Below are 21431 nucleotides of genomic sequence, written 5' to 3' on the forward strand. Positions count from 1 at the left end.
GGTTTTCATCAATAAATTTATTGCGATAGCTCTACTTCTTTTATTTTCTCTTTCATTCTTGCTTTATCACGATTTAAAATCTCTTTTAAATACTTACCTGTATACGAGCGCTCTTCTTTCACTACTTGCTCTGGCGTTCCTGAAGCAACAATTTGTCCACCTTTGTCTCCACCCTCTGGTCCAAGGTCAACGATATAATCAGCTGTTTTAATAACATCTAAATTATGCTCAATTACAAGAACTGTCTCTCCGCTTTCAACAAGACGCTGCAATACCTCTAGAAGACGTGCAATATCATGTGCATGTAAACCAGTCGTTGGCTCATCTAAAATATATAACGTACGTCCTGTAGAACGACGATGTAATTCAGAAGCTAATTTCACACGCTGTGCTTCACCACCAGATAATGTCGTTGCTGGCTGACCTAATTTCATATAACCAAGCCCAACATCTACAAGCGTTTGAAGTTTACGCTTAATTTTTGGGATATTAGCGAAAAACTCTACCCCGTCCTCAATTGTCATCCCTAACACTTCAGAAATGTTCTTATCTTTATACTTTACTTCTAACGTTTCACGGTTGTAACGTTTACCGTGACAAACTTCACACGGAACGTATACGTCTGGTAAGAAGTGCATTTCAATTTTAATAATCCCATCACCGCGGCACGCTTCACAACGTCCACCTTTTACGTTAAAACTGAAACGTCCTTTTTGATATCCACGTACTTTCGCTTCATTCGTTTGTGCAAACACATCACGGATGTCATCGAATACACCTGTATACGTCGCTGGGTTGGAACGTGGTGTACGACCGATTGGCGATTGATCAATATCAATAACTTTATCTAAGTGTTCAAGACCTTTAATTTCTTTATGAGTTCCTGGCTTCGCTTTCGCTTTATATAACTTTTGAGCTAACGATTTGTATAGCACTTCATTAATCATCGTACTTTTACCAGAACCAGATACACCCGTTACCGCTACAAACGTACCAAGTGGGAATGACATTTTCGCATTCTTTAAGTTATTCTCTTTTGCACCGACAATCTCTACTTTACGTCCGTCACCTTTACGTCTTTCAGGTGGAACCGGAATAAACTCTTTACCGCTTAAATACTTCCCTGTTAATGAATTCTCATCTTGCATCACTTCAGCTGGTGTCCCCGCTGATACGACTTGCCCACCGTGAATACCGGCACCTGGTCCGATATCAAGTAAGTAATCAGCGGCCATCATCGTATCTTCATCATGTTCAACGACAATTAACGTATTACCTAAATCACGCATTTCTTGCAATGTACGAATAAGGCGATCGTTATCGCGCTGATGCAAACCGATAGAAGGCTCATCAAGAATGTAAAGTACACCAGTAAGACGAGAACCAATTTGCGTTGCTAAACGAATACGCTGCGCCTCACCACCTGATAAAGTTCCTGCGGCACGACTTAGCGTTAAGTAATCTAAACCAACGTTTACTAAGAACCCAACACGCTCCTGAATTTCTCTTAAAATTAAATGAGCAATTTTTTGTTGTTTCTCCGTTAGCTCCACATTCGAGAAGAATTCTTGTACTTCTTGAACAGAATACTTCGTTACGTCAGCAATCGTTTTATCACCAACGAAAACAGCTAAACTCTCAGGCTTTAAGCGCCCACCCTTACACTTCGGACAAGCTTGCTCTGCCATATACTTCTCCATTTGCTCACGAACATAATCAGAACTCGTCTCACGATAACGACGCTCTATATTCGGAATAACACCTTCAAATAAAATCTCATTTTCCTTCACTTGACCAAATTCATTTACATAGCGGAAGTAAACCTTCTCTTCACCGCTTCCGTACAACACTTTATCAAATAAATCTTTCGGTATATCTTTCACAGGCATATCCATATCAACGCCGTAATGATTACATACAGATTGTAAAAGTTGTGGGTAATATTGTGAACTTGTCGGTTCCCAAGGCGCAATCGCATGTTCATTTAACGATAAATCCCAGTTCGGAATAACAAGCTCTAAATCTACCTCTAGCTTTGAGCCAAGTCCATCACAAGAAGGACATGCACCGAACGGACTATTGAATGAGAACATACGCGGTTCTAATTCTCCAATTGAAAAACCACAATGCGGACAAGCATGATGTTCACTAAACAGAAGTTCCTCTTCTCCCATAACATCAATTAACACTCGTCCCCCACCAAGCTTTAATGCACTTTCAAGTGAATCCGCAAGACGGCTTGCAATTCCTTCTTTCACAACAATACGGTCAATTACAACTTCTATGGAATGCTTCTTATTTTTATCTAGCGTAATCTCTTCAGATACATCAAGCATTTCCCCATCAACACGTACACGAACATAACCTTGCTTCTTAATATCTTCAAGTACTTTTACATGTGCACCTTTACGTCCTGACACCATAGGCGCTAGTACTTGCAATTTCGTACGTTCAGGATATTCGAGAACACGGTCTACCATCTGTTCTACTGTTTGCGATGTAATTTCAATTCCATGATTCGGACAAATTGGCGTACCAATTCGCGCAAATAATAAACGCAAATAGTCATAAATCTCCGTCACTGTTCCGACAGTTGAACGTGGATTCCGACTCGTCGTTTTTTGATCGATTGAAATCGCTGGTGACAACCCTTCAATCGTATCTACATCCGGTTTATCCATTTGTCCTAAAAATTGGCGTGCATACGCAGATAACGATTCTACGTATCTGCGCTGCCCTTCTGCATAAATCGTATCAAATGCTAATGATGATTTCCCTGAACCAGACAATCCCGTTACAACAACAAGCTGATTTCTCGGAATGGTTACATCAATATTTTTTAAATTATGTGCTCTAGCACCTTTTACAACAATAAAATCCTTGCTCATGCTCACTCTTTTCACCCTTCCGCTTTTAATTCTAATAGTAAATCTCTTAATTCAGCTGCACGCTCGAAGTCTAACGCTTTTGCTGCTTCTTTCATTTCTGCTTCCATCTTCGCAATTGTCTTTTCACGCTCTTTTTTCGTCATCTTCTTAGCTGGCGTTGCTTCATATGTTTCCGGCTCTTCAGCAGCTGTCGTTGCACGAATTACATCACGCACACCTTTTTGAATCGTTTTCGGCGTAATGCCATGCTCTTCATTGTAAGCTTCTTGTATAGTACGACGACGCTGCGTTTCTTCAATCGCAATTCCCATCGATCTCGTTATGCGATCTGCGTACATAATAACGCGGCCGTTTTCATTACGCGCTGCACGACCGATTGTTTGAATTAATGAACGTTCTGAACGTAAGAACCCTTCCTTATCAGCATCTAAAATAGCTACAAGTGATACTTCCGGAATATCTAATCCTTCTCGTAATAAGTTAATACCGACAAGTACATCAAATTTACCAAGGCGAAGATCACGAATAATTTCAATACGTTCTAACGTTTTAATTTCAGAGTGAAGATAGTTCACTTTAATCCCTACATCTTTTAAGTAATCCGTTAAATCCTCTGACATTTTTTTCGTTAAAGTCGTAATTAATACACGCTCATTCTTTGCAATACGATCTTGAATCTCTCCTAATAAATCGTCAATTTGCCCTTCAATTGGTCGTATATCAATCGGTGGATCTAAAAGCCCTGTCGGACGAATAATTTGTTCTATTACTTCTGGCGACTGCTCTAACTCGTACGGTCCTGGCGTTGCCGAAACGTAAATAACTTGATTCGTTTTTTCTTCAAATTCATCAAACGTGAGCGGTCTATTATCTAAAGCTGATGGCAGACGGAATCCATGATCCACAAGCACTTGTTTACGTGCTTGGTCCCCGTTATACATCGCTCTTACTTGCGGCACTGATACGTGCGACTCATCCATAACAATTAGGAAATCTTCAGGGAAATAGTCTAATAACGTATACGGCGTTGCACCCGCTGGACGAAGTGTTAAATGACGGGAATAGTTTTCAATCCCTGAACAAAAACCCATCTCGCGCATCATTTCTAAATCATAACGTGTACGTTGCTCTATACGCTGTGCTTCTAACAACTTACCATTATCATTTAATTCCTTTAAACGCTCTTCTAATTCTTTTTCGATATTTTCAATAGCGACCTTCATTTTTTCTTCACGTGTAACGAAGTGAGATGCTGGGAAAATTGCTACATGATCACGTTCTGCTAATACTTCGCCTGTTAATGCATTTACTTCACGAATACGATCGATTTCATCACCGAAAAATTCAATTCGGATACAATGCTCATCAAGTGATGCCGGGAAGATTTCAACTACATCTCCGCGCACACGGAATGTACCACGCTTGAAATCAATATCATTACGTCCATACTGCACATCCACAAGTTCACGAAGCAATTGATTGCGGTCCTTTTCCATACCAACTCGAAGTGAAACAACTAACTCACGGTACTCTTCAGGAGAACCTAAACCATATATACACGAAACACTCGCAACGATAATTACATCTTCCCGTTCAAATAATGCAGACGTTGCTGAGTGACGCAATTTATCGATTTCATCATTAATCTGCGCGTCTTTTTCAATAAACGTATCTGTTTGCGGCACATACGCTTCTGGCTGATAATAATCGTAATAACTAACAAAATATTCAACTGCATTATTAGGAAAGAAATCTTTCAGCTCACTATATAATTGTCCTGCCAACGTTTTATTATGAGCCATCACAAGTGTTGGCTTCTGCACTTCTTTAATGACATTTGAAATTGTAAATGTCTTACCCGTTCCTGTCGCTCCAAGCAACACTTGCTTTTTCTTTCCACTATTAATTCCCTCTACAAGCTTCTCTATAGCTACCGGCTGATCACCTTGCGGGGAATACGCTGATATAATTTCAAATTGATGTTCCAAGTAAAATCCGACCTCCTCATAAAAATCTGTATTATTATTTTACCACGAATGCCCATAAAAAACCTAAAAAAACGAACAGATATTCGGTAAAGTTTTCGACAATATATACATAGAAAAAGGAAGGAGTAAACACTTCCTTCCTCTACTAACTCTATTTTTTAGGTACATATAATAATTCATACCCATTGCGCCCAGCTTCATTCGTACAATCTATTAGCCTATAAGTGTTTCCTGATTCACGCTGCTCTTTAACAATACTTCTACAACTATCTTTATGTACCCCTTTATCGTCACCAGCAAATTGATCTTGCCTATTATCTAACACATAAAGTATATCTTTCTCACTATGCTCTAACGTTTGAAAAATCGGGTCACCTTCATGTGTGTAATGTACAATTTTTATTTTATCCACTTCCCCTTGTTCAACATTCAAAATGAACTGTTCAAATTTATCTAGATTGGAAATTCCTGCTCCCTTTACAATGACATCATTCTTCTTATCAATTGCAACGTTAGATTGTGAGCAGGCCACTAAACTACAGAGAAGTAGACATATAAAACCACTTCTTTTCCCTATTGCCATCCTCTCCTATAAGAATTATTTGTATACCCAAAAGCTACTTTCAACTATGAAAGTAGCTTTTCTTTTCCTTTCTCCTTCTTCGGAAAAATCACATATGAAAACGAAATCGCCGTATCAACTAAAAATATAATCGCCCACACTTGGCTCACGCGACTTGCAGCTTTATTTAAAACGATTCCTGACTCTAACCAATTGCCCCATTGTTCAAATGGAATCAATCCGTACGCGAAGAAAAAGAATAGATGAACAGCAACGAATAAAACAAGATGTACTACCCAATTTTTCACTTCCTGCTTCGCATAGGCCATACCTGTTAATTCTACCTGTTCTTCCATAATAGGCGCCGGTTCATTCCGCCATTTCGCAACTAGCTTTTGCACAAATATATCAAACTTCTTCAAATCCTTTTTCCCGTAAAAGACTGCGTACAATAAAATAATTACAGTAATAATTTGAAAGTTAGAGAACTTTCCTGTTTGATAATAGTCCACTACCCCTAAAGTTAAAATAAACACTTCATTTACGAGGAGTACAATCCCCATGATAAAACTCGCCTTCTTCAAACGAAATCCGTAACGGAGTAAAAAGAAACCGATAGCCGATAACCAAAATATAATCTCTGCCCCAATTAAAAAATACCAACGATATTCTGCGAGTATACTCATTTATCCCTCTCCCTTTCATCATAAATACGAAAAGCTTTGTCCATATATAGTAAAAGTTCTTCTTCAATTGGATACATACTCATCCTTTGTGAATCCTCTTTTGACTTTCTAACTTCCCATAACTTATCCAAAAATGCTTCGTCACCATTAGCCATCTCTAAACATTTCTGCATTAATTTCTTCATTGCCTCTTGTACCTCATCACTAGCGGCTTCTTTACCTTCTTTCATAAAAGTACGTAATTGCTTTAACAAATCTACAAACTCTAACACATTCGGATCTTCCTCACTCATATTTGGCAAATTGTGAAGCAATTTTTGTTCTTCCTTTGAAAACACTTCATTTTGGAATATTTCACGTATACGAGGAGACTGTTTCGAAAGCTGAATAAGTTCAAACATAACTTTCCAATCGAGCTCTCCCTCTATATCTACTGAATAAACAACCGCTTGTAAAACACGCTCCATTCGATTAAATTTCTTTTGTTCTTCCTGTACAAATCGAAGTTGTTTTTCAAGAGAATCCTTTAAATCCAGCTCACCTCTTACTAACATATTCGCAGTTTCTTTTAACGAAAATCCCATTTCCTTTAAAAACAAAATTTGTTGCAGACGTATTACGTCAGCTTCACTATATAACCGATGTCCACCTTCTGTTTTTCCACTCGGCTTTAATAAATCTATTTGATCATAATAACGTAATGTACGTACCGTAACCCCTGTTTCTCTCGTCAATTGTTGTATTGAAATCACTACCATCACCTCTTCCCCTTCATTATAAAAGATGACGTTACGTAACTTTCAATCTTTTTGTAAAAAAAATACAAAAAGCTGTTTATACTCTTTGTATAAACAGCTTTTACGGAAATAACCCCTTTTGTACTGCACGACCACAAAATAAAATAAGTGCTCCTACAACAACGCTCGTTGCTGTTTTATGATAATGTGCCGATAGTAATAAATAATACGATAAACCTACAGTACCAATCATAATACAAATACTTGGCACTGGATTACGAGAGAAGTTCTGCATTCCCCAAAACAAAGCAAAAATAGCCGTAGCAACACATAATACCGGTAATCCCATCCCAGTTCCCCTTTTTCTATCTATTCCTTGTTGCGAAAATACTCGTCGATGCCATACTTATTAACAAACCAAAAATAACGATATATAATAACTCATTTACATGTACTACTTGCCTATCTAAATACTTATTTACACACAGATACATAATGAACAAAAGAACGAAGCACGTCATACAAATCGTAAAATACGACTTCATCTTATTCACAACCCGCTCATCAATCAACGGTATTCCCTCTTCTTTCAAACGCTTCTGTTCTCTATATTCCGCAATTGCATATAAAATAACTAGCGCTACGTTCGATATGAAGATCGTTCCCCATGAAATACTTAAAATCATTAAACTCGTATTTAGAAGAATCCCTGCTAAAAGCAAACTCCCTACGAATCTCATGACCTCTCTCTTACTCATACATGATCAGCCTCTTTACTATTTCTATATCTCCATTTCGGCCAATAGTTCACAAAGAAATAAACAAACTGCCCTAATACAAATAACACAAACGGCATACCAGCATTTCCGTAAACGATTAAATTATATAAACTCCATATTGCTAAACTAATTGTAAAAAACAACCCTACATATTTAAACGCTTTATCCGACTGAAATCTCTCAAACTCATCTTGCATTTTTCATTCCTCCTATCGCTATGCTCGTTTTCCTACCATAACTCCTATGACGAGACTACCTGCAAATAAGAAACTACATATCATAAATATCTCTTGCACTGGTATAACAGCCCTGCCTATTGCTTTACTCGCAACAATATAAACAATAAGCAACAGAAATGCGAATACAAATGAAACGTTTACATACTTTTTTATATTTTCATTTACTCGCTCATCTATATCTGGAAGTTCTTCTTTTTTGTACTTACGATTTTTGTAATTTGTATACAACACTAGAAATACAATCGCTAAAATATTACTAACTACGAGCGGTAAAATTGGTATAGCCGGATTCATAATACGGACTATAACGTCTCCCAACAACAATCCAAAAAACAAACCGACATATAACTTTCTAGCATTGTCCATTTTCTCTCCCTTTACTCTAGCGTAAATATTTCTTCCACCTTCACTCCGAAATATTTGGCGATTTTTAGGGATAACTCTAGACTCGGGTTGTAATGATGGTTTTCAATTGCCACGATCGTCTGCCGCGTCACCTGCATCGCCTTTGCCATTTCAACTTGTGTTATATGATGTTGCTTTCTTAATTCTTTAATTTTATTTTTTACACCCATAGGCTCCACCTTCGAAAGTAAAGATATCTTTACTTGAATTATAAATATTTTCCAGTTACAAGTAAAGATATCTTTACAAATTTTAGAAAAACGTTTCACTGAACATCTACTCTAACAAAGTACAAGAGTAATTCAATTTATATCAGCGATTTTTTAAATATATCGACTTACCGACAAATACCGACATTCCTAGCACGATAAGCATAAGAAAAAGCTGTTCCAAAATACCTTTTGGAACAGCTTCTTCCTACTACATAAATCCTAATCCCCATACGAGAACATACCCAAGAACCGATAGACAAACCGAGCCAATCAGCCCTGCCATGAATGCTTTACTTCCTAATTTACGGAACGTTTTAAACTCTACATTTAAACCAAGTCCTGCCATCGCCATTGCGATTAGCATATAAGCGATGACTACAATGTATCCCGCAACAACTTCTGGAATCACGCCGAGCGAATGCACCGCGCTCATTGCTAAAAACCCGAATATAAACCATGGAATTGGGATATCACGCCAAGTACCTTTTTCTTTGCTTCCCTCGCTCTTGCCAAACCATAACCCGATTAAAATTGCTACTGGCACGAGCATTGCGACGCGCGTTAGTTTCACGATAACTGCGATGTCTACAGCTGTGCTGCCCCCTGGCGCTGCAGCTGCGATGACATGAGCAATTTCGTGCAGCGTCGCACCCGAAAACACGCCGTAACCGTACGGAGAAAAGCCAAGCACTGGGTATAGTAGCGTATAAATAAGTGTAAATATTGTACCTAAAATTGCAATAATCGCTGCCCCGACTGCCGTTTCCTCATCCTTCGCTTTCACTTGCGGTGCAATTGCCACGACCGCTGCCGCGCCACAAATTGCTGTCCCGCACGCCGTTAAAATCCCAAGTTTCTTGTCCACTTTAAATACTTTCGTTAGTCCGTATACAACGAAAATAGTAAATGTGATAACAACTGCTGCGATGACCAATACTTTTGGACCCGCCTTCGCAATATCAACAAGATTTAATCGCATTCCAAGTAAGATAATCCCAAAGCGAAGCAACTTCTTACTGGCGAAATTCGTTCCAGCTATCGCTTCTTGCGGAACTCCGACAGCTGCTCGCCAAACCATCCCAATTAGAATAGCAATTACTAATTGTCCCATAATATTTAAAAATGGAAGCTCTGCTAAATATTTCGCGACAATGGCGATTAATAACGTAATCCCAATTCCTTGCGAAAATCCAAAGCCCTTCTTCTTTTGTATAACAAGTGTTTGTTCCACTTTGAACCACCCCAATAATCGTATTGGAACATGCATGTTCTTTCTACTTACATTATAAGAGAGTTTCTATAATAAGTTTAATACCAATACCAAATCTCTATCATCAGAAATACTTATGATAAGATGAAAGAAAAACGAAAGGAGCCTAGAACATGAACGTAGATATTTTAAAAATTTTTGTTACGGTTGTTGAACAGAAACACTTCTCTCGTGCAGCGGAATTATTAAATCTTTCACAGCCTGGCGTAAGTATGCACATTCGCAACTTAGAAAACGAATTTGGAACTACACTCATTCAGCGATCCCCGAAACATGTCCAAGTTACGGAAGCTGGAAATATTCTATACATACATGCAAAGCAAATGCTCTCTCTTTATGAAGATGCTAAGCAAGAAATTAACGAACTACATAACGTTGTAACAGGAACACTTCGCATCGGTGCTAGTTTTACAATTGGCGAATACTTACTTCCAAAAATACTCGCTAATTATGCCAATGAAAATCCACGCGTCGAAGTTCATACCTTTATCTCAAATACAGAAGAAGTTTTGCAAAGTCTTCGCTCTAATCAAATTGATATCGGCTTAGTGGAAGGGCAAGTCGTATACGCTGATGTTAACGTTGAAACATTTATGCAAGATGAAATGAAGCTCGTCGTTCCGCCAAATCATCCACTGCTCCGCACAAAGGAAATAAATGAAAGCACACTCCAAGACCAAGTATGGGTATTAAGAGAAAGTGGTTCTGGTACACGTGCTTATAGTGACCGCTTTATTCATCAACACCATTTAAAAATGAAGCGCTTCTTTACATTTAGCAGCATTCAAAGTGTGAAGGAAGCAGTTAGTGCCGGGCTTGGCATCGCTATACTTTCTGATTGGACTGTACGGAAAGAGCTACTGGCAAAAGAGCTATTTCACGTCGAAGTTCCAAATGAACAACTCATCCGTCCATTCTCCATCGTGCGCGGCAAATATTTTATTCCGTCTAAAGCTATTCAAGTGTTTTTAAATCATGTAGATTCTTTTGCGAAAAAACAGAGTTGACCCTCACATTAGTGTGAAGGTTTACAATACATGTAAAAGGAGTGAAACGCATTGCGAATCGGGGAGTTATCAAAAGAAACTGGCGTTAGCGAAAGATCACTAAGACATTACGAAGAAAAGGGATTACTTCCTTCGAAGCGCCTCGCAAATGGCTATCGTGATTTCGACGAAAGTGCCGTTGAAAAAGTAGATCTTATTCAAATGTACTTACAGCTCGGCCTAAATTTAGACGAGACAGCAAGGATGCTGCGTTGCCTCGAAATCGAGCCGCATCTATATGAAAACCCATGTAGCAGTATCCTTACGCTTTACGAAGATAAACTCAATGAAGTAACAAAGCAAATCTCATTACTTTCTAGCATTCAAACGAATTTGCAAAAACACGTTTCACTCCTAAAACAAGCAAAAGAAAAGGGATGATTACATGTTTGTTATACATGGCAGTTCAAGACGAAACGGGAATACGGAAGCTCTAACACATATAATGATTGATGGAATTGAAACAGAACAAATTTACTTGCGTGACCATACAGTTCATCCAATTACAGATCAACGTCATGATGCAGAAGGATTTCAACCTGTAAACGATGACTACGAGCAGTTAACGAAACGCATGTTAGATCACGACACGATTATCTTCGCTACACCGCTATACTGGTATGGAATGAGCGGTCATATGAAAAACTTCGTCGATCGCTGGTCACAAAGCTTGCGCGATACATCCCTTCATTTCAAAGAAAAAATGAAAGGCAAAAAAATGTACGTTGTCATCGTTGGTGGAGATAATCCGAAACTGAAAGCATTACCGCTTATTTCTCAGTTCCAATACATCTTTGATTTTGTTGGTTCATCATTTGAAGGGTATATTGTTGGAGATGCGAATGGACTAGATGAAATCCAAAATGATGCTGAGGCACTAGCAAAGGCACAAATTTATAATAACGAATTCAAAAATCACAAGCTGTAATAAGTTTGACAAACTCATTTGTATGCGCATACAATAAAAGTAATATTATGAAAGGAAGGTACTTTGACCAATGAAGTTCTAATTCTCTTATTTATTTCATCCATCACAAATAGTGAACAAAAATGATGAAAACTAGCAGAGGATTAGTCTGTCCATTTGTCGATACTTTCTTTCGAAGCGATCATGTGAAAAATCGTTTATTTATGTACGATTTTTACATGCAAGGGCGACATTTATCCTCTCTAGTGAAACTAGGGAGGTTTTTTTATGACTATTTTATTCGCACGTAATATTGAAAAGAGCTTTGGTGATCGTACCCTATTTACGGTACCATCACTGGAAATTCAAGCGCAGGATCGTATAGGAATTGTCGGAGTCAACGGAGCTGGAAAATCTACGTTACTACAAATATTAAGTAAAGAAATAGAAGCTGACGAAGGTACAGTAACTCATCATAGTTCTATCTCCATCATTCCTCAGCTTAGCGAAGAACTACCAGAAACCGCTTCTTCTCTCGCAAAAGGAAAATGGAGTATTTCAAACGTTACAGATTCAATGAGCGGCGGTGAACGAATGCGTCTAAAGATTGCCCACGCTCTTGAACAGAATGCGGGCATTTTATTCGCTGATGAACCAACAAGCCACTTAGATATGGTCGGTACAGAGCAATTAGAAAAGGTACTTTTATCTTATAAAGGGGCACTTGTTTTAATATCACATGATCGTGACTTTTTAGATGCGATATGTACAAAAATCATCGAAATCGAAGATGGTACTATTCAAGAGTATAAAGGTAATTATTCAAACTATCGAAAGCAAAAAGAACGTAAGCGAATACAAAAACAAGCAGAATATGAGCAATATGTACAAGAAAAAAATCGTTTAGAGCAGTCCATTTTACAAAAAAAGCAACGTGCTTCTCGCATGACAAAAATCCCAACACGGTTCAGTTCATCTGAATCTAAACTTTATAAATTAAGTGGGGCTCATGGCCAAGAACAAGTTAGTAAAGCAGCGAAAGCATTAGAAACACGTCTCGAAAAACTAGAAAAGAAGGAAAAGCCAAAGGATCTTTCTCAAGCTCAGTTTGACGTGCAATACCATACACCGATTCATAGTAAAGTGGCAGTACAGTTCAATAAAGCAACAAAGAAAATAGGTGACCGCACACTATTTAAAAATATGAATGGAACTATTGCTCCTGGTGCAAAGCTTGCTATTTTAGGGGCAAACGGAAGTGGCAAAACAACTTTGTTCAACATGCTTCTCGCAAACGAGCGCGGCATTCAGCTCTCGAAGAGTTGTAAAATTGGATACTTCGAACAAACACTATCCATTTTAAAAACAGATAAAACCATTTTAGAAAATGTTCTAGAAGAAACAAACTATACAGAGTCGTTCGTTCGCACAATACTTGCAAGGCTTTTATTCCGCCGTGAAGATGTTCATAAACCTGTGCACGTTCTAAGCGGGGGTGAGCGAATGAAGGTTGCACTCGCAAAAGTATTTTTAGGAAACTATAATATGATTCTGCTCGATGAACCGACAAACTATTTAGACTTAGCGACGCAAGAAGAATTAGAAAGCATGTTACAAGAATATCCTGGCACTATACTTTTCATTAGTCATGACCGTGCCTTCATTCGTTCTGTTGCAGACCATATTCTACAAGTAGATGAGAGCGAGCCAAGAGTATTCCACGGTAATTACGAGCAATACACAAAAAGAACAACCGGGGATTCTGTAAACGTTACTGAACAAAAATTATTACGATTACAAACAAAATTAACAGAAATCATCGGTCGAATTTCCATACCAAATCATCACGATGACATCAAATCTCTCGAACAAGAATACGAAACATTATTAGTTGAAATCCGGAAATGTAAAGAAGCACTCTAATGTCTTCCCTATATATCGACAGGGCCTTCCGCATTTCCCAAGAAATATTGGAACTTCGACATAGAATATAAAAGGCCGTGCATCAGCACGGCTTTTCACTTTTATATACGGACGGCAGTCCCGCTCACCGCAACCATTAGCATCCCTTCGCGAACGACTTCATAGTCCACGTCGATACCAACAATTGCGTTCGCATTTTTTTGTCTTGCGAGAGTCTTCATCTCTTCCATCGCGATATCGCGCGCTTCTTTTAATTTACTTTCGTAAGCGCCCGAACGACCGCCCACAACGTCACGGACAGAAGCGAAAAGGTCACGAACGATATTCGCACCCATAATTGCTTCTCCATTGACGATATCGACATACTCAATAATTTCTTTTCCTTGAATTGTAGATGTTGTTGTTATAATCATACTTTATAGCCTCCCATATGAGATTTTCACCTACTTATGGTGCACTAATTCAGCAGAAATTATATTTACGAACTAAACTGCGCTTCGTATAACCTACTATATCCTCCGCCACGCTCAATTAATTCATCATGTGAACCTTGCTCTGCAATACCGTCTTTATTTACAACGACGATACGATCTGCATTTTTAATTGTTGCAAGTCTATGCGCAATCACTAATGTTGTACGGCCAACTGCTAATTCTGCAAGCGATTTTTGAATTGCTAGTTCCGTCTCTGTATCTAGTGCAGAAGTCGCTTCATCTAAAATTAAAATTGGCGGGTTTTTCAAGAACATACGGGCAATCGCTAGACGTTGCTTCTGTCCACCAGAAAGTTTCACGCCGCGCTCACCGATAACTGTATCTAAACCTTCTGGCTGCGAGTAAATTAAATCCTCTAACTGCGCTCTCTTTACTGCCTGCCAAATGTCAGCCTCTGACGCTTTTAAATTTCCGTAAGCAATATTTTCACGAATCGTTCCCGAGAATAAGAACACATCTTGTTGCACAATTCCGATTTGCTTACGAAGTGACGATAATGTCATCTCTTTCGTATCAATGCCATCAATTTGAATTGAACCAGATGATTGCTCATAAAAACGTGGTAATAGGCTACATAACGTTGTTTTCCCCGCCCCAGATGGTCCAACGAACGCAACTGTTTCACCTGCATGGATTTTCAAACTAATATCATTTAAAATCGGTTCTTTATTTTCATATCCGAACGTAATGTTGTTATATTGAATATCGCCATGTACATGCTTCACTTCCATCGCATCTTTAGAATCTACAATATCTGGCTCTGTTTCAAGAAGCTCTACATATCTCTTAAAACCAGCAATCCCTTTCGGATAGCTTTCGATTACCGCATTAATTTTTTCAATTGGGCGGAAGAAAATATTCGTTAATAGAACGAATCCGATAAATCCACCGTACGTTAATTCACCTTGCAGAACAAACCATGTACCGCATATTAAGACGAAGAGCGTTACGAGACGCATGAGCATATAACTAATTGACGAATTTAACGCCATAATTTTATAAGCCATTAATTTCGTTGTACGGAAACGAGCGTTGTTCACAGCAAATTGCTCTTTCTCAAACTTTTCATTTCCGAATGCTTGTACAACGCGAATACCACCAACGTTGTTCTCAATACATGCATTGAAATCAGCAACATCTGAGAATAAACGTCTAAACGTACCTGTCATTTTTTTGTTGAAGTAAAGTGCCAACCATAGTAGGAATGGAATGACGAAGAACGTTAATAGCGCTAACTTCCAGTTGATCATCATCATGAATGAGAACGCCCCAACTAAAGTCATAACAGCGATAAATAAATCTTCTGGCCCATGGTGAGCGATTTCCCCAATTTCCATTAAATCGTTTGTAAGACGTGAAATTAAATGACCTGTTTTATTATTGTCAAAAAATCTGAATGATAGCTTTTGAATGTGATCAAATAATTTCTGCCTCATATCTGTTTCAATGTTAACCCCAAGCATATGTCCCCAATATGTAACGACATATTGTAAGCCTGCATTTAACATATAAACTGCAAATAAACCGAAACACGCCCATAAAATAAGCGTCCAGTTTTGCCCTGGCAATAACTTATCAATAAATTGGTTTACGATAAGTGGGAAGCCAAGTTCCAGTAATCCTGCGATAACTGCACAAGAAAAGTCGAGTATAAATAAACCTTTATACGGTTTATAGTAAGAAAAAAATTTACGTAGCATATCTTCCCTCCATTTTCCAAAATTAAAAAGACTCCCTAAATGATAACCATTATCAAATAATTATTCAAGTTATCCGTCTATGAAACAGAAAATAAGGTTTGCGATAGTTGTCGTTTTTTGCCGGAAAGTCGATATATTCGAATAATCGCTGATATATTCCGATAATCGCCGATATAAATTTCATTTACTACTGCCCCCGCCAAACAAAAAAAAGGAGTCACCTATTGGTGACACCCTCACTTCTATTACATCGCTTCCGAATCCCACTCATGATCCTGCTGAACAAATACAACACCTAATTCGTGATGTCCTCCAGCATATAATGCAGTTTGAGCAAGACGAAGCTCACCATTTGTATCTAATACTTCTAATTTACAAAAAGCTCCTGTCGTCTTCGTTTGAAGTGCATCATAAAATTCCTCGGCACTTCTTGGAACGACTCCATTTACTTTCGTAATAATTTCTCCAGGTAGTAAATTCAGCTCCGCTCCAATTGTATTTGGAATTGTATCTAACACAACAAGTCCGTCATTACGTGCAGCGAAATAGGCTGGTCTTGTCTCATCCACAATTTTTTCTTGCATCGAGATTGTGAAACGTCCAAGCATTGCGACTCCCATCGCGATAATTGCAAGTACGTGCCACCAGTAACTTGCAACTCCTAGAACAAGCACAAGCCCTGCTAATCCATAAACACGTCTTCCTGTAAATAATAAAGCTTCTGTCGGCTCATAACTTCTAATCTTTCTCATAAATCCAATTAAAAACGGAACGAGGAATAAAGAATATGTATTTGAACCTATCGAAACGACCGGCCACCATGAAATGAACTGCGTTACCGCATCACCCGGTACAAGAATAAAAATAGGAATAATCCATAAACGCTTCGATTCGTGTAAACCGATCTTAAGCCCACGCTTCCCCTTCCTAATGTTTGGTGTAGAATATCCCACCGCATTTTTAGAAATCAATAAGCCTTCTACAAGAAGCATGACGCCTAGTAAAATAGCAAGAGATACAATCGTACCCTCTTCTCCTTCTCTAAGCTGTAAGAAGGAAACTGGTAGCTTAGAAGATAGTAAAACACATACAATCGCAATACTAAACGTATAAGCCGCCGATAAATATCGATACATAGCAGTTAATCCAAATAGCAACGTCCAAAGTAAGATTACCCATAAACTCGCTTTAGAAACAACAAGTCCAAGCCCAACCGTAATAATAGATACGATTAATCCGTATCCAATCCCTGCAAATAAAGATGTTCGCAATTCAAACCAAATATCATAAACTTTAAAAGAAAAATCTTTTCTCTCTCGTAATATACGTAAGTATCCAACGAAGATACTACTTATTAAAAATACATAGACAGCAGGGTGTAAGAAAAAACGTCCAACTGCCCGCATTATTTCAAAAATCCATGCTTCCACGAACTCACTCACCACCATTTATATCATTCTTTCTTTTTATCTTATCATAACTGGAGAAACGTGTGTTTAACACAAAAAAATACAGGCAATAAAATGCCTGTATTTCTTCTTATTTTGCCATTAATTTTAATGCGGATTGTAATTGCAAATCATTTTCTCCAGAACGGATTTTTTCAATGATTTTCGTTTGGATTGCTTCAGCTGTCTTTTTATCAAGCTGTCCTGTTGCTTCCATCTCATTTGCATTTTGGAATGCTTTCAGCGCTGATTCTGTCTCTTTACTAAAGTATCCATCTTCACGACCTGGTACATATCCTAAGCTTTTTAGCATTTCTTGTGCATGCTTTACTTGGACATCATTTGAGTTGTATGAAAGTGTCTTTTCAATTTGAATTGGCGTCGCATGGTAGTAATCTGGTTGTTTCACTTCTACAGTTGGCTTGATTCCTTTTTTATGAATCCAATTTCCATCTGGAGTTAACCATTTAAACATCGTTAATTTAATATTGCTACCATCTTTAAATGGAACAGCTTGCTGAACAGTCCCTTTACCAAATGTTGTTTCACCAATTAAATCGTAACCTTCTCCTTCTTTCAGCGCACCAGCTAAAATTTCTGAAGCAGAGGCACTTCCTTTATCTATTAACACTGAAATTGGATATGGTTTTCTCTCTTTCAGTTCTGTGGAGAATTTCTTTTTCTCTCCATTTCGCTGCTCTACTTGGAGCATTGGCTTTTTATTCGTCATAATTTCTCCTAGTATATCTTCTACACTATTCAAATAGCCACCAGGATTACCACGCACGTCAATAACTAAACCTTGTATGTTTTTCTTCTCTAACTCTTTTAACTGATCCTTAAATTCTTTCGCTGTATTTTCAGCAAACGAAGTAATTTGCATATAGCCGATATCTTTTCCGCTCTCTTGTTTCACAGAACTAAACACCGTGAAGATTGGAATTTTTTCACGCTTAATTTTAAATACAATCGGATCAGCTACTCCTGCACGTTTAATTTCAATCGCGACAGTCGTTCCTTTTTTACCACGAATTTTTAGTACTGCTTCTTCACGTGATAAGTCTTTCACACTGTTTCCATCTACAGATAGAATTTGGTCATTCGGTTTAATTCCTATCTTTTCTGCTGGTGAACCTTTAATTGGAGATACGATAATAAGCTTACCGTCCGTCTTGTTCACCTCAGCCCCAATCCCCTCTAACTCTGGATCAAGCGATTCACTAAACTGTTTGGCTGTTTCTTTATCCATATACGTGGAATAAGGGTCCTTCAGCGTAGACAACATACCTTGTATTGCACCTTCGACTAACTTGTCATCTTTCACGTCTTCCACATAACGTGAATCAATTAGTGCATACGCCTCATTAATTTTTGCCAAATTCCCTTGCGTTGTGCTAGCGTTTCCATTCGAAATTGTTTGCGTTACTTCTGCTGGGCTAACCCCAAATACAGACATTCCTGCAAACATTCCGCCAGCACCAATTAAAAATGCAACAACCATTCCAATAATCGCAACTCTACGTTTCAATGCGGAATTCCCCTTTCCAAAACACACAGGTGGTGTAGCAAAAGGCATCACACAGTGTGTGATGCCTTTACCTATTTCTACTATATGATAAGCTTGTACGAATTATGTTTGCAACTTTTTATACTTTTAAGAAGCGACGAATTGACATTACACTTCCCCACATACCGATTAATGCACCGATTAACACTAATAAACCAGCTAATTGGAATACGAATGGGCTGTATGGTAGAAGCTCGAAAATTGTTCCGCCAAGTTTTTCATTAAACACACCTTGCAACGAATTATACGTCACTAAAATTAGACCAATTGGAATAATTGATCCTAATACTCCTAGGAATAATCCCTCTAGCAAGAACGGCCAACGAATAAACCAGTTTGTTGCACCTACAAGTTTCATAATTTCAATCTCAGTACTACGAGCATAAATTGTAATTTTAATTGTATTAGAGATTAAGAACATCGCTGTGAATAAAAGACCTGCAATTAACGCAATCCCGATATTACGTCCTGTTTTTACAGTATCAAATAATTTTTCAACTTGGCCTTTACCATATTGAACATTACTTACAAATTGCATTTTTTCAATCTTTTTCGCAATAGTTGCTGTATCTGTTGGCTCTTTCGCCTTTACAACAAATACGTTTTTCAGTGGATTATCTTGCTCAAATAACTCGAACGTTTTTCCACTATCGCCTAAACTCTTAATTAAACGTTTTAACTCTTCTTCTTTAGAAGAATATTTAATAGAATCTACTTTCGAGATCTTACTCATATCTTCTTCTAATTTCTTTTGATCAGCTTCTTTTGCTGCTGGATCAATGTGTACACGAATCTCTACATCTTGCTCTACTTTCGTCGCAAAATGGTTCATATTCATAATCGCTGTTAAAAAGACACCTACAAGTAATAATGTAACTGTTACTGCACTAACAGAAGCAAACGTCATCCATCCGTTACGTGATAGATTTTTTACACCTTCTCGCAAATGTCGACTAAGGGTCTTAGCCTTCATATCCGTATCCTCCCTCAATCTCGTCTCGAGCAATTTTTCCATCTTCAATCGCAATTACGCGATGACGAATTGTATTTACGATATCTGCGTTATGCGTTGCCATAACAATCGTTGTACCACGCTCATTAATACGTGTGAAAATCTTCATAATATCAAGAGCTGTTTCAATGTCTAAGTTACCTGTTGGCTCATCGGCAATTACAACCTTTGGTCTATTAACAATTGCTCTTGCAATTGCAACACGTTGCTGCTCTCCACCTGAAAGTTCGCTTGGAAGTGCATCTGCACGATCTTCTAGACCTACTAGTCCTAATACTTCTGTTACACGCTCACGAATTGCTTCTGGCTCTTCTTCAATTACTTCTAAAGCAAACGCAACATTCTCATATACCGTTAATTTAGGTAGCAATTTAAAATCTTGGAAAATTACGCCTAATTGACGGCGGAAATACGGAACATCTCTTTCTGCCAATGTTTCAATTACAAGTCCATTTACGTTAATAGATCCTGTAGATGGTTTCTCTTCACGATACATCATTTTAATAAATGTAGATTTTCCGGCTCCACTCGGTCCAACTACATATACGAATTCACCTTGTTTAATGTTAACTGTAAGACCAGAAATGGCTTTCATACCATTCGGGTACTCCTTATAAACATTCGTCATCTTTATCATTATTTATCACCCAATACTTAATGATTTTTTTTCGAAATACTTTTCTGTCCATTTGAAAATAAAAGTTAGCCTCTTATTCCCGCTTGACCATTCTTGTTGAAGGTAGTTTACTTACACTCTTTGCATAAACTACTCTATGTAATATATTTCAGCAAAATTCTACAAACCCCATTGTAACATCAAACGGTTTCCAATTCGGATACATTTTTGTTACAGTTATGTTACATCCTAAAATAAGGAAACGAGTTGTTATAGTTCTTATCCAAAATCATTTTTAGATAAGATTATATAATCAACTCGTCCAGTTTACCCTTTTTATTTATGTTCAGCTAACCACTCAGCTACTTTTTTCGCATCTTCACCTTGAATAATTCCTGGTGACATTGAACCGCGACCTTTTTCAATGATTTTTTCAATATCTGCTGCGTCATATTTCTGTCCTACTTTTCGTAAATCCGGTCCAGTTGCTCCTGATAAATCTTTAGCATGACAACCGATACAACTTTTTTGATAAATTTGCTCTGCGCTATCTGTGCTTGCAGATTGTTTCGAAGGTTTACTCTCTTCTTTATTTCCGCATGCCCCTAAAGCAAAAACAACTGATGTCCCTAACGCAATAGCCAACAATTTCTTTTTCACTTCTATCGCTCCCCATTGTTGATATTCTTTTCATTTCTAACACACTCATTTTCATTATAAGCATTATCTTTATATAGAAAAACTAAGGTATATTTCATATTCTTCAAAAATGTAGTGAGAACCCTGATAGACCAAAGCTTTCCTAAGTTGTTTCAATTATGTGAACATCGTAGAAACTTCAACAAAGTATCTTTTTCCAAAAATCAAACTAGAAAAACTCCGTATAAAGTCCTACTCTATTACTGCTCTGTTTTACTATTCTCTACTTTTTACAAAACAATATACAGCATTG

General features: G+C 37.9%; 22 protein-coding genes. 4 read left to right on the top strand and 18 right to left on the bottom strand.

The features are described 5' to 3' along the window. Positions 1-17: 17 nt before the first annotated feature. From uvrA to DN410_RS13645, 11 genes are all read right to left on the bottom strand, one after another. Positions 18-2888, bottom strand: a complete 2871-nt coding sequence (gene uvrA, locus DN410_RS13595; protein WP_149176893.1) for an excinuclease ABC subunit UvrA — start codon at positions 2886-2888, stop codon at positions 18-20. An 11-nt stretch (positions 2889-2899) separates the two neighbouring features. Further along, a complete protein-coding gene (gene uvrB, locus DN410_RS13600) occupies positions 2900-4876 on the bottom strand; it encodes an excinuclease ABC subunit B (protein ID WP_149176894.1) in 1977 nt (658 codons plus the stop codon). Between the two features lie 151 nt (positions 4877-5027). Then, entirely contained in the window at positions 5028-5459 is a 432-nt protein-coding gene (locus tag DN410_RS13605) for a DUF4362 domain-containing protein (RefSeq protein ID WP_149176895.1), read from the bottom strand. Positions 5460-5503: 44 nt separating this feature from the next. Next, positions 5504-6124: a hypothetical protein gene (locus DN410_RS13610; RefSeq protein ID WP_149176896.1), complete on the bottom strand. Its 621-nt coding sequence runs from the start codon at positions 6122-6124 to the stop codon at positions 5504-5506. Then, on the bottom strand, positions 6121-6882 hold the full coding sequence (locus tag DN410_RS13615; protein WP_149176897.1) for a MerR family transcriptional regulator: 762 nt from the start codon (positions 6880-6882) through the stop codon (positions 6121-6123). The genes DN410_RS13610 and DN410_RS13615 overlap by 4 nt, the downstream gene beginning before the upstream one ends. A gap of 100 nt (positions 6883-6982) precedes the next feature. Next, positions 6983-7210, bottom strand: a complete 228-nt coding sequence (locus tag DN410_RS13620; protein ID WP_063221789.1) for a hypothetical protein — start codon at positions 7208-7210, stop codon at positions 6983-6985. Between the two features lie 16 nt (positions 7211-7226). Next, entirely contained in the window at positions 7227-7619 is a 393-nt protein-coding gene (locus tag DN410_RS13625; RefSeq protein ID WP_149176898.1) for an ATPase, read from the bottom strand. Beyond that, positions 7616-7837: a hypothetical protein gene (locus DN410_RS13630; protein ID WP_001150201.1), complete on the bottom strand. Its 222-nt coding sequence runs from the start codon at positions 7835-7837 to the stop codon at positions 7616-7618. The genes DN410_RS13625 and DN410_RS13630 overlap by 4 nt, the downstream gene beginning before the upstream one ends. Positions 7838-7855: 18 nt before the next feature. After that, complete coding sequence (locus DN410_RS13635; protein WP_149176899.1) at positions 7856-8245, bottom strand: hypothetical protein; 390 nt, start codon at positions 8243-8245, stop codon at positions 7856-7858. Positions 8246-8256: 11 nt separating this feature from the next. Beyond that, a complete protein-coding gene (locus DN410_RS13640) occupies positions 8257-8454 on the bottom strand; it encodes a helix-turn-helix transcriptional regulator (RefSeq protein ID WP_000538359.1) in 198 nt (65 codons plus the stop codon). A 250-nt stretch (positions 8455-8704) separates the two neighbouring features. Further along, the gene (locus DN410_RS13645) at positions 8705-9727 is read right to left on the bottom strand and encodes a YeiH family protein (RefSeq protein ID WP_149176900.1); all 1023 of its coding nucleotides are present in this window, start codon (positions 9725-9727) and stop codon (positions 8705-8707) included. Between the two features lie 152 nt (positions 9728-9879). Between DN410_RS13645 and DN410_RS13650 the strand changes: the two genes are divergently transcribed. The 4 genes from DN410_RS13650 to abc-f all read left to right on the top strand — a co-directional run bounded on the left by DN410_RS13650 (position 9880) and on the right by abc-f (position 13642). Beyond that, positions 9880-10773 carry a LysR family transcriptional regulator gene (locus DN410_RS13650; protein ID WP_001100009.1) on the top strand — a complete coding sequence of 298 codons (894 nt, stop codon included), beginning with the start codon at positions 9880-9882 and terminating at the stop codon, positions 10771-10773. A gap of 51 nt (positions 10774-10824) precedes the next feature. Continuing rightward, positions 10825-11193: a MerR family transcriptional regulator gene (locus DN410_RS13655; RefSeq protein WP_149176901.1), complete on the top strand. Its 369-nt coding sequence runs from the start codon at positions 10825-10827 to the stop codon at positions 11191-11193. Positions 11194-11197: 4 nt separating this feature from the next. Beyond that, positions 11198-11740 (top strand): flavodoxin family protein, encoded by a 543-nt coding sequence (locus DN410_RS13660; protein WP_149176902.1) that lies wholly within the window; start codon positions 11198-11200, stop codon positions 11738-11740. A gap of 267 nt (positions 11741-12007) precedes the next feature. Beyond that, complete coding sequence (abc-f, locus tag DN410_RS13665; protein WP_149176903.1) at positions 12008-13642, top strand: ribosomal protection-like ABC-F family protein; 1635 nt, start codon at positions 12008-12010, stop codon at positions 13640-13642. A 101-nt stretch (positions 13643-13743) separates the two neighbouring features. Here abc-f and DN410_RS13670 read toward each other — a convergent pair whose 3' ends face one another. From DN410_RS13670 to cccB, 7 genes are all read right to left on the bottom strand, one after another. Then, the gene (locus DN410_RS13670) at positions 13744-14055 is read right to left on the bottom strand and encodes a YbjQ family protein (protein ID WP_000587632.1); all 312 of its coding nucleotides are present in this window, start codon (positions 14053-14055) and stop codon (positions 13744-13746) included. 65 nt (positions 14056-14120) lie between these two features. Next, the gene (locus DN410_RS13675; protein ID WP_149176904.1) at positions 14121-15836 is read right to left on the bottom strand and encodes an ABC transporter ATP-binding protein; all 1716 of its coding nucleotides are present in this window, start codon (positions 15834-15836) and stop codon (positions 14121-14123) included. A gap of 245 nt (positions 15837-16081) precedes the next feature. Next, entirely contained in the window at positions 16082-17284 is a 1203-nt protein-coding gene (locus DN410_RS13680; RefSeq protein WP_149176905.1) for a PDZ domain-containing protein, read from the bottom strand. A 91-nt stretch (positions 17285-17375) separates the two neighbouring features. Beyond that, entirely contained in the window at positions 17376-18812 is a 1437-nt protein-coding gene (locus tag DN410_RS13685; RefSeq protein ID WP_446661164.1) for a S41 family peptidase, read from the bottom strand. 118 nt (positions 18813-18930) lie between these two features. Further along, the gene (ftsX, locus tag DN410_RS13690) at positions 18931-19824 is read right to left on the bottom strand and encodes a permease-like cell division protein FtsX (protein WP_149176906.1); all 894 of its coding nucleotides are present in this window, start codon (positions 19822-19824) and stop codon (positions 18931-18933) included. Next, positions 19814-20500 (bottom strand): cell division ATP-binding protein FtsE, encoded by a 687-nt coding sequence (gene ftsE / locus DN410_RS13695; RefSeq protein ID WP_000594333.1) that lies wholly within the window; start codon positions 20498-20500, stop codon positions 19814-19816. The genes ftsX and ftsE overlap by 11 nt, the downstream gene beginning before the upstream one ends. A 315-nt stretch (positions 20501-20815) precedes the next feature. After that, on the bottom strand, positions 20816-21139 hold the full coding sequence (gene cccB, locus DN410_RS13700; protein ID WP_000727964.1) for a cytochrome c551: 324 nt from the start codon (positions 21137-21139) through the stop codon (positions 20816-20818). Positions 21140-21431 lie beyond the last annotated feature (292 nt).

This window comes from Bacillus sp. SH5-2, from assembly GCF_008368905.1.
In the GTDB taxonomy this organism is placed as follows: domain Bacteria; phylum Bacillota; class Bacilli; order Bacillales; family Bacillaceae_G; genus Bacillus_A; species Bacillus_A luti.

Excerpts from the sequence above, each read along its gene's own strand:
- uvrA (WP_149176893.1), bottom strand. The coding sequence starts at position 2,888 with ATGAGCAAGGATTTTATTGTTGTAAAAGGTGCTAGAGCACATAATTTA.
- DN410_RS13605 (WP_149176895.1), bottom strand. The coding sequence starts at position 5,459 with ATGGCAATAGGGAAAAGAAGTGGTTTTATATGTCTACTTCTCTGTAGT.
- DN410_RS13610 (WP_149176896.1), bottom strand. The coding sequence starts at position 6,124 with ATGAGTATACTCGCAGAATATCGTTGGTATTTTTTAATTGGGGCAGAG.
- DN410_RS13615 (WP_149176897.1), bottom strand. The coding sequence starts at position 6,882 with ATGGTAGTGATTTCAATACAACAATTGACGAGAGAAACAGGGGTTACG.
- DN410_RS13620 (WP_063221789.1), bottom strand. The coding sequence starts at position 7,210 with ATGGGATTACCGGTATTATGTGTTGCTACGGCTATTTTTGCTTTGTTT.
- DN410_RS13625 (WP_149176898.1), bottom strand. The coding sequence starts at position 7,619 with ATGAGTAAGAGAGAGGTCATGAGATTCGTAGGGAGTTTGCTTTTAGCA.
- DN410_RS13630 (WP_001150201.1), bottom strand. The coding sequence starts at position 7,837 with ATGCAAGATGAGTTTGAGAGATTTCAGTCGGATAAAGCGTTTAAATAT.
- DN410_RS13635 (WP_149176899.1), bottom strand. The coding sequence starts at position 8,245 with ATGGACAATGCTAGAAAGTTATATGTCGGTTTGTTTTTTGGATTGTTG.
- DN410_RS13640 (WP_000538359.1), bottom strand. The coding sequence starts at position 8,454 with ATGGGTGTAAAAAATAAAATTAAAGAATTAAGAAAGCAACATCATATA.
- DN410_RS13650 (WP_001100009.1), top strand. The coding sequence starts at position 9,880 with ATGAACGTAGATATTTTAAAAATTTTTGTTACGGTTGTTGAACAGAAA.
- DN410_RS13660 (WP_149176902.1), top strand. The coding sequence starts at position 11,198 with ATGTTTGTTATACATGGCAGTTCAAGACGAAACGGGAATACGGAAGCT.
- abc-f (WP_149176903.1), top strand. The coding sequence starts at position 12,008 with ATGACTATTTTATTCGCACGTAATATTGAAAAGAGCTTTGGTGATCGT.
- DN410_RS13670 (WP_000587632.1), bottom strand. The coding sequence starts at position 14,055 with ATGATTATAACAACAACATCTACAATTCAAGGAAAAGAAATTATTGAG.
- DN410_RS13675 (WP_149176904.1), bottom strand. The coding sequence starts at position 15,836 with ATGCTACGTAAATTTTTTTCTTACTATAAACCGTATAAAGGTTTATTT.
- DN410_RS13680 (WP_149176905.1), bottom strand. The coding sequence starts at position 17,284 with ATGGTGGTGAGTGAGTTCGTGGAAGCATGGATTTTTGAAATAATGCGG.
- ftsX (WP_149176906.1), bottom strand. The coding sequence starts at position 19,824 with ATGAAGGCTAAGACCCTTAGTCGACATTTGCGAGAAGGTGTAAAAAAT.
- ftsE (WP_000594333.1), bottom strand. The coding sequence starts at position 20,500 with ATGATAAAGATGACGAATGTTTATAAGGAGTACCCGAATGGTATGAAA.